Source organism: Mitsuaria sp. 7 (assembly GCF_001653795.1).
Taxonomy (GTDB): domain Bacteria; phylum Pseudomonadota; class Gammaproteobacteria; order Burkholderiales; family Burkholderiaceae_C; genus Roseateles.
Genome location: NZ_CP011515.1, coordinates 249,345 through 262,673, shown reverse-complemented (window position 1 = coordinate 262,673; position 13,329 = coordinate 249,345). Strand labels below are relative to the sequence as shown.

7 protein-coding genes, 2 tRNA genes and 3 rRNA genes are annotated in these 13,329 nt (G+C 61.0%); all 12 read right to left on the bottom strand.

All coding sequences use genetic code 11. From position 1 onward, the window contains the following. Positions 1 to 52: 52 nt before the first annotated feature. Positions 53 to 165, bottom strand: a 5S ribosomal RNA gene (gene rrf / locus ABE85_RS26660). A gap of 178 nt (positions 166 to 343) precedes the next feature. Beyond that, a 23S ribosomal RNA gene (locus tag ABE85_RS26655) occupies positions 344 to 3,224 on the bottom strand. A 301-nt stretch (positions 3,225 to 3,525) separates the two neighbouring features. Next, positions 3,526 to 3,601: transfer RNA gene (locus ABE85_RS26650), tRNA-Ala, on the bottom strand. 19 nt (positions 3,602 to 3,620) lie between these two features. Continuing rightward, positions 3,621 to 3,697, bottom strand: a tRNA-Ile gene (locus tag ABE85_RS26645). Positions 3,698 to 3,877: 180 nt separating this feature from the next. Further along, positions 3,878 to 5,406: ribosomal RNA gene (locus tag ABE85_RS26640) — 16S ribosomal RNA — on the bottom strand. The 16S, 23S and 5S rRNA genes sit together here with 2 tRNA genes alongside, the layout of an rRNA operon. A gap of 577 nt (positions 5,407 to 5,983) precedes the next feature. Beyond that, complete coding sequence (locus tag ABE85_RS26635; protein ID WP_067283949.1) at positions 5,984 to 7,492, bottom strand: tripartite tricarboxylate transporter permease; 1,509 nt, start codon at positions 7,490 to 7,492, stop codon at positions 5,984 to 5,986. Between the two features lie 10 nt (positions 7,493 to 7,502). After that, positions 7,503 to 7,970, bottom strand: a complete 468-nt coding sequence (locus tag ABE85_RS26630; RefSeq protein WP_067283947.1) for a tripartite tricarboxylate transporter TctB family protein — start codon at positions 7,968 to 7,970, stop codon at positions 7,503 to 7,505. A 214-nt stretch (positions 7,971 to 8,184) separates the two neighbouring features. Further along, positions 8,185 to 10,083: a GspE/PulE family protein gene (locus ABE85_RS26625; protein WP_082939141.1), complete on the bottom strand. Its 1,899-nt coding sequence runs from the start codon at positions 10,081 to 10,083 to the stop codon at positions 8,185 to 8,187. Positions 10,084 to 10,085: 2 nt separating this feature from the next. Next, a complete protein-coding gene (locus tag ABE85_RS26620) occupies positions 10,086 to 10,937 on the bottom strand; it encodes a spermidine synthase (protein ID WP_409072597.1) in 852 nt (283 codons plus the stop codon). A 40-nt stretch (positions 10,938 to 10,977) separates the two neighbouring features. Then, positions 10,978 to 11,514, bottom strand: a complete 537-nt coding sequence (locus ABE85_RS26615; RefSeq protein WP_082939140.1) for a DNA-deoxyinosine glycosylase — start codon at positions 11,512 to 11,514, stop codon at positions 10,978 to 10,980. Further along, positions 11,507 to 12,370 carry a TatD family hydrolase gene (locus tag ABE85_RS26610; protein ID WP_067283942.1) on the bottom strand — a complete coding sequence of 288 codons (864 nt, stop codon included), beginning with the start codon at positions 12,368 to 12,370 and terminating at the stop codon, positions 11,507 to 11,509. The genes ABE85_RS26615 and ABE85_RS26610 overlap by 8 nt, the downstream gene beginning before the upstream one ends. 57 nt (positions 12,371 to 12,427) lie before the next feature. Beyond that, positions 12,428 to 13,318, bottom strand: a complete 891-nt coding sequence (gene purU, locus ABE85_RS26605) for a formyltetrahydrofolate deformylase (protein ID WP_067283940.1) — start codon at positions 13,316 to 13,318, stop codon at positions 12,428 to 12,430. Positions 13,319 to 13,329: the final 11 nt, after the last annotated feature.

Genomic DNA, 13,329 nt, shown 5'->3' with positions numbered 1-13,329 from the left:
AAAAGGCAAAACCCCTCGATCATTGCTGACCGAGGGGTTTGGCGGGATATTAACCTGACGATGACCTACTTTCACACGGGAATCCGCACTATCATCGGCGCTGAGTCGTTTCACGGTCCTGTTCGGGATGGGAAGGGGTGGGACCGACTCGCTATGGTCATCAGGCTTGACTGGTTGGCTTGCTGAGGAGCTCAGCAGGCCCAATTCGGTAGAGTCAAATCAGCTTTGGTTTGATTGCGTCTTCAAGGATTGAAGAACGGTTTTGATCGTGGCAACTCCGGCATACGGGTTGCGCGTCGATCTGCGTGACCACTCACCCTGACGTTTTGAGTGTCAAAGTTATAGGGTCAAGCCTCACGGGCAATTAGTACTGGTTAGCTTAACGCATTACTGCGCTTCCACACCCAGCCTATCAACGTCCTGGTCTTGAACGACCCTTCAGGGGGCTCTAGGCCCCGGCAAGACTCATCTTGAGACGAGTTTCCCGCTTAGATGCTTTCAGCGGTTATCTCTTCCGCACTTAGCTACTCGGCGATGCCACTGGCGTGACAACCGATACACCAGAGGTGCGTCCACTCCGGTCCTCTCGTACTAGGAGCAGGCTCTCTCAATCTTGCAGCGCCCACGGAAGATAGGGACCAAACTGTCTCACGACGTTTTAAACCCAGCTCACGTACCTCTTTAAATGGCGAACAGCCATACCCTTGGGACCGGCTACAGCCCCAGGATGAGATGAGCCGACATCGAGGTGCCAAACACCGCCGTCGATATGAACTCTTGGGCGGTATCAGCCTGTTATCCCCAGAGTACCTTTTATCCGTTGAGCGATGGCCCTTCCATACAGAACCACCGGATCACTTTGTCCTACTTTCGTACCTGCTCGACTTGTCAGTCTCGCAGTCAAGCACGCTTATGCCAATGCACTATCAACACGATTTCCGACCGTATTTAGCGTACCTTCGAACTCCTCCGTTACACTTTGGGAGGAGACCGCCCCAGTCAAACTGCCCACCATACACTGTCCCCAACCCGGATAACGGGCCAAGGTTAGAACCTCAAACACACCAGGGTGGTATTTCAACGTTGGCTCCACCTGATCTAGCGACCAGGTTTCAAAGCCTCCCACCTATCCTACACAGATCTGTTCAAAGTCCAATGTAAAGCTACAGTAAAGGTTCATGGGGTCTTTCCGTCTTTCCGCGGGGAGATTGCATCATCACAAACATTTCAACTTCGCTGAGTCTCTGGAGGAGACAGTGTGGCCATCATTACTCCATTCGTGCAGGTCGGAACTTACCCGACAAGGAATTTCGCTACCTTAGGACCGTTATAGTTACGGCCGCCGTTTACTGGGACTTCAGTCAAGAGCTTGCACCCCATCATTTAATCTTCCAGCACCGGGCAGGAGTCACACCCTATACGTCGACTTTCGTCTTTGCAGAGTGCTGTGTTTTTAATAAACAGTTGCAGCCACCGATTCTCTGCGGCCTCATTGGGCTAACCAAGTAAATGGATCACCTACTAAAGGCACACCTTCTTCCGAAGTTACGGTGTCAATTTGCCGAGTTCCTTCTCCAGAGTTCTCTCAAGCGCCTTAGAATACTCATCTCGCGCACCAGTGTCGGTTTGCGGTACGGTCGTCAATAGCTGAAGCTTAGTGGCTTTTCCTGGAAGCAGGGTATCACTCACTTCGTCTGCAAGCAGACTCGTTATCACCCCTCATCTAAGCCCGGCGGATTTGCCTACCAGGCACGACTACAGGCTTGAACCGGGACATCCAACACCCGGCTGAGCTAACCTTCTCCGTCCCCACATCGCACTATTGATCGGTACAGGAATATTCACCTGTTTCCCATCAGCTACGCATCTCTGCCTCGCCTTAGGGGCCGACTCACCCTACGCCGATGAACGTTGCGTAGGAAACCTTGCGCTTTCGGCGAGGGGGCTTTTCACCCCCTTTAACGCTACTCATGTCAGCATTCGCACTTCTGATACCTCCAGCAGGCCTCACGACCCACCTTCACAGGCGTACAGAACGCTCTCCTACCACGCACAGTAAACTGTGCATCCGCAGCTTCGGTAACTGGCTTAGCCCCGTTACATCTTCCGCGCAGGACGACTCGATCAGTGAGCTATTACGCTTTCTTTAAATGATGGCTGCTTCTAAGCCAACATCCTGACTGTTTTAGCCTTCCCACTTCGTTTCCCACTTAGCCAATTTTAGGGACCTTAGCTGGCGGTCTGGGTTGTTTCCCTCTTGAGTCCGGACGTTAGCACCCGGTGCTCTGTCTCCCAAGCTGTACTCTTCGGTATTCGGAGTTTGCATAGGTTTGGTAAGTCGCCATGACCCCCTAGCCTAAACAGTGCTCTACCCCCGAAGGTAATACTTGAGGCACTACCTAAATAGTTTTCGGAGAGAACCAGCTATCTCCAGGTTTGTTTAGCCTTTCACCCCTATCCACAGCTCATCCGCTAGTTTTGCAACACTAGTCGGTTCGGACCTCCAGCACCTGTTACGGTACCTTCATCCTGGCCATGGATAGATCACCTGGTTTCGGGTCTACACCCAGCGACTAATTCGCCCTATTCGGACTCGATTTCTCTACGGCTACCCTATTCGGTTAACCTCGCCACTGAATGTAAGTCGCTGACCCATTATACAAAAGGTACGCAGTCACCCTTGCGGGCTCCTACTTTTTGTATGCATGCGGTTTCAGGATCTATTTCACTCCCCTCCCGGGGTTCTTTTCGCCTTTCCCTCACGGTACTTGTTCACTATCGGTCGATTACGAGTATTTAGCCTTGGAGGATGGTCCCCCCATATTCAGACAGGATTTCACGTGTCCCGCCCTACTCTATTCGTGCCTAGTTCCACAATCGACATTTCTCATACGGGGCTATCACCCGCTATGGCCGGACTTTCCATTCCGTTCTGATATGCCAACTGCTAAAACACGAGGGCTACTCCGATTTCGCTCGCCACTACTTTCGGAATCTCGGTTGATGTCTTTTCCTCGAGCTACTGAGATGTTTCAGTTCACCCGGTTCGCCTCGCACACCTATGTATTCAGTGTGCGATACCTCTAAACGAGGTGGGTTTCCCCATTCGGAAATCTCCGGATCAAAGCTTATTTGCCAGCTCCCCGAAGCTTATCGCAGGCTATCACGTCCTTCGTCGCCTGTAATCGCCAAGGCATCCACCACATGCACTTAGTCACTTGACCCTATAACTTTGACATCCGCAGATGTCGTCAAGGACAGATGCTCAACAACTTGAGCATTTATTTGAGTATCACGCGTTCGCCGTTCTTCAATTTCTTCTCTTTTCAGAGTTGAAGTTTGTTGACGCAATCAAATGTCGCTGGCGGCACGGTGCCGGTCGCCCCTTTACGAGCGCCGGCTTTCCGCCAGCAACGCTGATTCGACTCTACGAATTGTTAAAGAACAACAGCCGACACGAATGTCGAGACTGGCAAACCACAGTGCCCATTCGGACGCTGTGGTTTGCCACCCATGTGAAGTGATTGGTGGAGGATGACGGGATCGAACCGACGACCCCCTGCTTGCAAAGCAGGTGCTCTCCCAGCTGAGCTAATCCCCCAAGATCTTGACGACCCTCGTGGTGGGTCTGGCTGGATTCGAACCAGCGACCCCCGCCTTATCAAGACGGTGCTCTAACCGACTGAGCTACAGACCCACGCATTTCTTGCGTGCTCCTGCATCGCGCCAACCGGCAAGGCCAGCTCGCCAGGCTCACGCGTTTTCTCACTCACTGTTGTGTGTCTACAGCCGATAAGTGTGGGCGCGCTGAACTCGCATTTTTCGACTCGACTCTCCCGAGCTGCCTGAGCAACTCGACGGTCTCGTCATTCTCTAGAAAGGAGGTGATCCAGCCGCACCTTCCGATACGGCTACCTTGTTACGACTTCACCCCAGTCACGAACCCTGCCGTGGTAATCGCCCCCCTTGCGGTTAGGCTAACTACTTCTGGCAGAACCCGCTCCCATGGTGTGACGGGCGGTGTGTACAAGACCCGGGAACGTATTCACCGCGGCAAGCTGATCCGCGATTACTAGCGATTCCGACTTCACGCAGTCGAGTTGCAGACTGCGATCCGGACTACGACCGGGTTTCTGGGATTAGCTCCCCCTCGCGGGTTGGCAGCCCTCTGTCCCGGCCATTGTATGACGTGTGTAGCCCTACCCATAAGGGCCATGATGACCTGACGTCATCCCCACCTTCCTCCGGTTTGTCACCGGCAGTCTCATTAGAGTGCCCTTTCGTAGCAACTAATGACAAGGGTTGCGCTCGTTGCGGGACTTAACCCAACATCTCACGACACGAGCTGACGACGGCCATGCAGCACCTGTGTCCAGGTTCTCTTTCGAGCACTCCCACATCTCTGCAGGATTCCTGGCATGTCAAGGGTAGGTAAGGTTTTTCGCGTTGCATCGAATTAAACCACATCATCCACCGCTTGTGCGGGTCCCCGTCAATTCCTTTGAGTTTCAACCTTGCGGCCGTACTCCCCAGGCGGTCAACTTCACGCGTTAGCTACGTTACTGAGAAGAAACCCTCCCAACAACCAGTTGACATCGTTTAGGGCGTGGACTACCAGGGTATCTAATCCTGTTTGCTCCCCACGCTTTCGTGCATGAGCGTCAGTACAGGTCCAGGGGATTGCCTTCGCCATCGGTGTTCCTCCGCATATCTACGCATTTCACTGCTACACGCGGAATTCCATCCCCCTCTACCGTACTCTAGCCATGCAGTCACAAATGCAGTTCCCAGGTTGAGCCCGGGGATTTCACATCTGTCTTGCATAACCGCCTGCGCACGCTTTACGCCCAGTAATTCCGATTAACGCTTGCACCCTACGTATTACCGCGGCTGCTGGCACGTAGTTAGCCGGTGCTTATTCTTCAGGTACCGTCATGAACCCCCAGTATTAGTAGGAGTCTTTTCTTCCCTGACAAAAGCGGTTTACAACCCGAAGGCCTTCTTCCCGCACGCGGCATGGCTGGATCAGGGTTGCCCCCATTGTCCAAAATTCCCCACTGCTGCCTCCCGTAGGAGTCTGGGCCGTGTCTCAGTCCCAGTGTGGCTGGTCGTCCTCTCAGACCAGCTACAGATCGTAGGCTTGGTAGGCCTTTACCCCACCAACTACCTAATCTGATATCGGCCGCTCCAATTGCGCGAGGTCTTGCGATCCCCCGCTTTCACCCTCAGGTCGTATGCGGTATTAGCTGCTCTTTCGAGCAGTTATCCCCCACAACTGGGCACGTTCCGATATATTACTCACCCGTTCGCCACTCGTCGCCAGGTTGCCCCGCGTTACCGTTCGACTTGCATGTGTAAGGCATGCCGCCAGCGTTCAATCTGAGCCAGGATCAAACTCTACAGTTCGATCTTGAATAAACTCAACGGAATCGAACAAAGACTACTTTCATAGCTTCATTCTTTCTTCCGTGAGCATCTAGCGATTTAACCTTCTCAGGTCGCTCGTCCAGACGCCCACGCTTATCGGCTGTAAATTATTAAAGAACATCGAAGCAACCTTCGCTCAAGGCCTCAGCCCCTTGCTACTTACTTCGTCGCGTCGCTGACTTGTCGTCAGCAGCGCAGAAGCGAGATTATGAACGATTTCTTTCGAATCCGTCAAGCAGTCAGAGAAATTAATTTCATCGTCGACTGCGAGAATCTCGCCGCCAAATGAAAACCGGGCGAAGCCCGGTCAGTCATTCGACATCCTCGACAGTTCCTTCGAGGACCGCTGCAAGACAGATGTCTGTGCAGCGAAGACCGCGACTGTAGCACGCTCGCAGAGCAGCTCGCAAGAGTCACGCGAAAAAGTCATTGACTGTTGAACGCCTCTCGCACGGAACATCGCTAAGCCCTTGTTCCTTCTGGAACGCGACATGGAATCACAAAGAAAAAGACCCGCCGAGGCGGGTCTTTGATGAAGCCTGAAGGCGGGAGCCAATCAATCTGCGTCCTGGAACGCTTCCTGGCGTTTGTTCTTGATCGACGGCAGCATCACCACGATCACCATCAGCGCGGCGGCGATCAGCAGGCCGGCGGAAAGCGGCCGGGACATGAACGTCATCCAGTCGCCACGCGACAGCAGCAGCGCGCGACGCAGGTTCTCTTCCATCATCGGTCCGAGGATGAAGCCGAGCAGCAGCGGTGCAGGCTCGCAGCTCAGCTTATAGAAGAGATAACCGATCACCGCGAACGCCGCCGTCATGTACACGTCGAAGTTGTTGTTGTTCAGCGTGTAGGTGCCGATGCAGCAGAACACCACGATGGCCGGGAACAGGAAACGGTAGGGCACCGTCAGCAGCTTGATCCAGATGCCGATCAGCGGCAGGTTCAAGATCACCAGCATCAGGTTGCCGACCCACATCGAGGCGATCAGCCCCCAGAACAGTTCCGGATTGCTGGTCATCACCTGCGGACCTGGCTGGATGCCCTTGATGGTCATCGCGCCGACCATCAGCGCCATCACCGCGTTGGGCGGGATGCCCAGCGTCAGCATCGGGATGAAGGACGTCTGCGCGCCGGCGTTGTTGGCCGACTCGGGACCCGCCACGCCCTGGATGGCGCCCTTGCCGAACTTCTCGGGGTGCTTGGATATCTTCTTCTCCAGCGTATAGGCCGCGAACGATGCCAACAGCGCGCCGCCACCGGGCAGCACGCCCAGCACCGAACCCAGCGCCGTGCCGCGCACCACCGCCGGCCAGGCGTCGTGGAAGTCCTGCTTGGTCGGCCACAGGCCCTTCACGCTCTTGGTGAAGACCTCGCGATGCTCGGCCGGCTGGCCAAGGTTCGCGATGATCTCGCCGAAGCCGAAGATGCCCATCGCGATCACGACGAAGTTGATGCCGTCCGTCAGTTCAGGCACGTCGAACGAGAACCGTGGCGTCCCCGAGATCACGTCTGTGTTGACCTGCCCGAGCAGCAGCCCCAGCAGGATCATCGAGATCGCCTTGACCAGCGAGCCCGACGCCAGCACCACCGCGCCGATCAGGCCCAGCACCATCAGCGAGAAGTACTCGGCGGGGCCGAACTTGAAGGCCAGCTCCGTCAGCGGCGGCGCGAAGGCCGCGATGATGACCGTGCCCACGCAGCCGGCGAAGAACGAGCCCAGGCCCGCCGCCGCCAGCGCGGCGCCGGCGCGACCTTGCCGGGCCATCTGGTAGCCGTCGATCGCGGTCACTACCGACGAGGACTCGCCGGGCACGTTGATCAGGATGGCCGTTGTCGAACCGCCGTACTGCGCGCCGTAATAGATGCCGGCGAGCATGATCAGCGCTGGCGTCGCATCGAGCGAATAGATCGAAGGCAGCAGCATCGCGATCGTAGCGACCGGGCCCAGGCCCGGCAGCACGCCGATCAGGGTACCGAGCACCGCGCCGCCGAAGGCGTACAGGAGGTTCTCCGGCGTGAACGCCGTGCCGAACCCCATCATCAGGTTGTTGATCAGATCCATGCGTGACTCCTCAGCCGCCCAGGAAGGTTGGCCAGATGGGGATCACGAGATTCAGACCCCAGATGAAGATCGCGTAGCTGCCCGCGGTCAAGACCACGCTGCTGAGCAGCGCATCGCGCCAGCGGAACTCGTCGCTGGCGAACGAGGAGAGGGTGATCAGCAGCGGCAGCGTGATGATCATGCCCAGCCGCGGCAGGGCGAAGCCGAACACGATGATCGCGCCGACGACGATCACCAGCGGCTTCCAGGCGAAGGCGCCGACGGGCTGTCCGCCCTCCGACTCGATCGTCAGTGCCTTGAACAGCACCACCCCGCCCAGCACGGCGAGCAGCACGCCCAGCCCGAAGGGGAAGTAACCAGGCCCGGGGCGGGCCGAGGAGCCAAAGCTGTAGTTCACTGCCGAGCCCCACGCGAACGCGACGCCAACGACAACGAACATCAGCCCTGACCAGAAGTCGCGTTGACTCTTGATCTTCATCGAGGGAACCTCTATCGGCTTGAATTGGCGCGATTCTAGGAATCGGGTCCCCCTCGGGGTCTGTGGTTATCACGTAAGGGGAGACGCCGCGCATCGCACGGGGCGTATGGCGATCTTCACGCGCCCGGGCGGCACGGGACCTGCGCGTTGTCTGCGCGGGCTTACCCGCCCCCGCGAGCCTGGGGGGCGGCAGACGGATCGACCCGACCTCCGCTCAGGTTTCCCAGGTCGGCGTGCTGCGCAGCACTTCATCCATCGTCGTGAGGCCTTCGGCGACCTTCATCGCGCCGCCCAGGCGCAGCGGGCGCAGGCCTTCCTGCACGGCCTGGCGGCGCAGCGCCGTCATGTCCGTGTTCGGATGCAGATGCTTGCGGATGCTGTCCGTCAGCAGCAGCAGTTCATACAACCCCGCGCGACCGCGGAAGCCGGTGTTGCGGCAGTCGAGACAGCCCACCGGCCGGTAGGGCTTGACGCCGCCATTCAGGCGCCACGGCTTGAGCATCTCGTTGAGCGAGTCGCGCGTGACGTCCGGATCCGGCTCCTTGCAGTTCGGGCACAGCGTGCGCACGAGCCGCTGCGCCAACACGCCGATCACCGTCGCGTCGATCAGGTAGTTGGGCACGCCCAAGTCCACCATCCGGGTGATCGCGGAGGCCGAATCGTTCGTGTGCAGCGTCGAGAACACCAGGTGACCGGTCAGCGAGGCCTGGATCGCCATCTCGGCGGTCTCCAGGTCCCGGATTTCACCGACCATGATGATGTCCGGGTCCTGCCGCATCAGCGCACGCAGGCCCTCGGCGAAGTTGAAGTCGATGGCCGGCTGCACCTGGGACTGGTTGAACGCCGGTTCGATCATCTCGATCGGGTCCTCGACGGTGCAGACGTTGACCTCGTCGATCGCCAGGCGCTTGAGCGTCGAATAGAGCGTCGAGGTCTTGCCGCTGCCGGTCGGACCGGTCACGAGGATGATCCCGTGCGGACGCGCGGTCAGGCGGTTCCACCGATCGGCGTCGTGGTTGGAGAAGCCCAGCTGCGACAGGTCCTTGACGGCGGTATCGGGATCGAAGATCCGCATCACCATCTTCTCGCCGAAGGCGGTCGGCAGCGTCGAGAGCCGCATTTCCACCTCTTCGCCGGCCGGATTACGCGTCTTGATGCGACCGTCGAGCGGGCGGCGCTTCTCGACGACGTCCATGCGCCCCAGCAGCTTGATGCGCGCGGTCATCGCGCCCATCACGGTGGGCGGCAACTGGTAGACCGTGTGCAGCACGCCGTCGATGCGGAAGCGGATGACGCCCATCTCGCGGCGCGGCTCCAGGTGGATGTCGCTGGCGCGCTGGTCGAAGGCGTACTGCCAGAGCCAGTCCACGACCTGCACCACGCCCTGGTCGTTGGCGTCGAGCTGGCGGTTGCTGCGGCCCAGCTCGACGAGCTGTTCGAAGCTCGCCTGCTGGCTCGACTCGCCGGATTTCGTCGCCGCGCGCACCGACCGCGCCAGCGTGAAGAACTCGGTCGTGAAACGCGCGATCTCCTGCGGGTTGGCCAGCGCGAGCTTCACGCGCTTGCGGGTGTGCGACTCGATCTGCGCCACCCAGCTGGTGTCGTGCGGCTCGGCGACCGCAATGGTCACGTCGTTCAGGCCGACCTGGATCGGCAGACAGCGACGCGCCTCGGCATAGCTGGCGGACATCACGTCGGCGACACGGCCGACGTCGACCTTGAGCGGATCGATCCGCACATACGGCAGCTTCAGACGGCCCGCGAGCCATTCGGTCAGCGCCTCGGTATCCAGCGCGCGCGCATTGGCGACACGCACCAGTCCCGCGGCGCCCAGCCGGGTGAGCGGATGCTGGGCGCTGTGGCTGGTGCCGAAGCGGGCTTCGGTGCGCTGGACCTGTTCCTGGTCGATGACGCCGTCCTGGGCGAGCCAGTGCAGCAGCTGGCGCCATTCAAGGCGCTCGCCGCCTTCCACGGGTTTGGGCTTAGCGGGTATGGCGGATGCGGATGTGGCGGATGACGCCGGGGCCGGCGCGCTCGACTTGGCCACGGGAGCGGGCGTGGAAGCGGCAGCACCGCTCTTGTCCTTGGAAGGCGTCGACGTGTTGGGTTTCATGGTCACTCGTCGGTGTCGACGGCCGCGGCCGCCTGGAGCTGGTGGATCACGTTCATCGGCAGCGGCCGCACGAGCTTGAGCCACTTGGTGGCCGGCAGGTCATGGCGGGCCTCGATGTGGGCGGCGCGCTGCTCGAGCACCTCGCGCTCAGGCACCGCGACGCCGCGCCCCGCGACGACGATGGTATTGCCCTCGCGGGTCGGCGTCAGGTGCCAGACCTGGTCGGAGCCGAACACCTTCGCGATCCGTGTCGCGCTGCGCGTGAAGCTGGCGCTGCGGCCGAACAGGTTGACCGTCATCAGCCCGCCGTCGGCGAGCACGCGATGGCAGTCGGCGTAGAACGCCTCGTCATCGAGGACCGGCGCCGCGGCCTCGTGGTCGTAGAGGTCGACGTTGAGCACCTGGGCGTTGCCCCAGTTCGCCGCATCGGCGACCCAGGCGCCGGCGTCCTCGTTGACCACGCGCAGACGCTCATCGTCGTCGGGCAGGTGGAACCAGTGCCGGTTGGCGCTGATGACGGTCGGGTTGATCTCGACCGCCGTGGTCTTCATCTTCAACTGCTTGCGGCAGAAGCGCGTCAGCGCGCCGGCGCCCAGGCCGAGCTGCACCGCCTGACCCTGCGTCATCTCACGGGTGTCGCGCCACAGCAGCCAGGCCATCATGCGCTGGACGTACTCCAGCTCGAGCTTCTCGGGCTTCTTGAGCCGCATCGCGCCCTGGACCCAGATCGAGTCGAGGTGGAGGAAACGGACGCCGTCGAATTCGCTCAGCGTGGCTTCGACCCAATCGCGCGATGCCGGCGATGCGGCCGATCTGCCGCCCTTGTTGCTCTTCGAATCCCGTTGCTTGCTCACGGCTGTCGTTCCCATGCCGGGTCCACGGGGCCCGGTCGCGTCATCTGTCGTTCAAGGGCCCGGCGAGCTCCCGCCAGGCGCGAAGCTTGGCATCGTAGGGCATCGTGTAGGCGGGACTGGAGCTGGGCAGCCCCAGCACACGGTAACGGGCTGCAAGAGGTCCGAGCTGCTTCAGCCCGAAGCGCAAGGCCGTGCCGCCGTTGAAGCCGATCGTGCGCAGCGCCGGCAATTGCTGGATCAGACGGCCGAGGTCGCTGGCGAAGGGATTGCGGATGGCGCTGTCGAGGCTGCCTTCCCGCTCGGTCTCGGTGATCACGTCCCAGACCGCGACGCGGCGGGCGCGCAATGCGGCGAGTCGCTCGGGGTATCCCATCGCCGGCAGATCCACGCCGAAGACTTCGCCGACCAGCCGCCAGAACTGGTTGCGTGGATGGCCGTAGTACTGCTGCGCCTGGAGCGAAGCCACACCGGGGAAGCTGCCCAGCAGCAGCCACTCCGCGTCCGGCGCGTGGACGGGTGCGAGTCCCTGCCAGCGGGCGGGCTCGCGCGAGTCGGGTGGACTTCCTGTGTCAGACATGCGCGGTTGGCGCGGGTGGAGCGGAGGGTGTGGCGCCCAAAGCGTCCAACCCACCCAACCGCGGCAGCGCGGCGCGCGCATTCCGACTCGTGCGCTCGGCCGCTTCCTGCGGGGTCCAGCCACGCAGCCCGGCGAGGACCTCGCCGATGCGTGGCAGTTCCCCCGGCTCGTTGCGCGAGGTGGCGCCAGCGGCGCGTTCCTCGGCGGTCCGGTAAAGCCAATGCGGCGGAATGTCCGGCGCGTCCGTCTCCAGGACCAGCACCTCGGCGGGAAGCTCCACGGCGAGCCGGCGGATCTGCAGCGAGCGGTCGAAGGTCAGCGTCCCGCCGAAGCCGAGTTTGAAGCCGAGATCGATGAAGGCCTCGGCCTGCTGCCGGCTGCCGTTGAACGCATGACCGATCCCGCCGGTCTGCAAGCCGATGCGGCGCAGCCCGCCCAGCAACTGGTCGGCGCTGCGGCGCACATGGAGGATCACCGGCAGCCCGTGCCGCTTCGCGAGCTTCAGTTGCTCGACATAGAAATGCTGCTGCGTCGCGGCGTCCAGGTCCTTGACGAAGAAGTCCAACCCGATCTCGCCGATGCCGACGAGGCGCGGATCGTCGCGGCACTCCGACAGCATCCGGTCGAGCCGACCGAGGTCCTCGTCGCGCGCGTGCATCACGTACAGCGGATGGATGCCCAGCGCATAGCTGAAGCCATGCGCATGCGCGAGCGCCCTCACCTGCTCGAAGTTCCCCGCGACCACCGCCGGAATGACGACCTGCGACACGCCCCCCGCCACGGCGCGCGCGACGACGGCATCGCGGTCGGCGTCGAACTCCGAGGCGTCGAGGTGGCAGTGCGTGTCAGTCCACATGGCGACCGCTGGGGTGTGGGAACTGGGGGTGGGAACGTCGACTGACCGCCGTTGCGGTCAGCGGAAGACGACCGTGCGATGTCCGTTGAGCAGCACGCGATGTTCGGCATGCCACTGGATCGCACGGGCGAGCGTCACGCACTCGACGTCGCGACCGATCGCCACGAGCTGGTCGGGCGTCATCGAGTGATCGATGCGGGCGACGTCCTGCTCGACGATCGGGCCCTCGTCGAGATCGGAGGTCACGTAATGCGCGGTCGCGCCGATCAGCTTGACGCCGCGCTCGTGGGCCTGGTGGTACGGCCGCGCGCCCTTGAAGCTGGGCAGGAAACTGTGATGGATGTTGATCGCGCGACCTTCCAGGAAGCGGCACAGCTCCGGCGACAGGATCTGCATGTAGCGCGCCAGCACGACGAGGTCGATCTGCTGTTCCTCGATCAGCTCGCGGATCTTGCGTTCCTGCGCCTGCTTCTGCTCGTCGCTCGCCTGCAGCAGTGGCAGGTGGTGGAACGGGATGTCGTGCGACGCGGCCAGCTGATAGAAGTCGCGGTGGTTCGAGACGATGGCCGGGATCTCGATGGCCAGATGGCCGGTCTGCACGCGGAACAGCAGGTCGTTCAGGCAGTGGCCGAGCTTGGACACCAGCAGCAGCACGCGCGTCTTGCGCTGCGCGTCGACCAGTTCCCAATCCATCGCCAGGCGCGCGGCCAGTGGCGCGAACGCATCGCGCAGCGCGGCGGCCGGGCGGGCCTCGGCGCATTCGAACTCGATGCGCATGAAGAAGCGGCGGTGATCCGCGTCGCCGTGCTGGGCCGAGGTCAGGATGTTGGCGCCCTGCTCCAGCAGGACGCCGGTGACGGCGTGGACGATGCCGGCCTGGTCGGGACAGCTGAGCTTCAGGATGAAGCGGGTGGACGGGGATTCCGAGGAAGGCTTCGATGCGGTCATGATGACCCGCA

What these genes read in the sequence shown, in the direction of transcription:
- ABE85_RS26635 (WP_067283949.1), bottom strand. Translation starts at nt 7,492, where the DNA reads ATGGATCTGATCAACAACCTGATGATGGGGTTCGGCACGGCGTTCACG.
- ABE85_RS26630 (WP_067283947.1), bottom strand. Translation starts at nt 7,970, where the DNA reads ATGAAGATCAAGAGTCAACGCGACTTCTGGTCAGGGCTGATGTTCGTT.
- ABE85_RS26625 (WP_082939141.1), bottom strand. Translation starts at nt 10,083, where the DNA reads ATGAAACCCAACACGTCGACGCCTTCCAAGGACAAGAGCGGTGCTGCC.
- ABE85_RS26615 (WP_082939140.1), bottom strand. Translation starts at nt 11,514, where the DNA reads ATGTCTGACACAGGAAGTCCACCCGACTCGCGCGAGCCCGCCCGCTGG.
- ABE85_RS26610 (WP_067283942.1), bottom strand. Translation starts at nt 12,370, where the DNA reads ATGTGGACTGACACGCACTGCCACCTCGACGCCTCGGAGTTCGACGCC.
- purU (WP_067283940.1), bottom strand. Translation starts at nt 13,318, where the DNA reads ATGACCGCATCGAAGCCTTCCTCGGAATCCCCGTCCACCCGCTTCATC.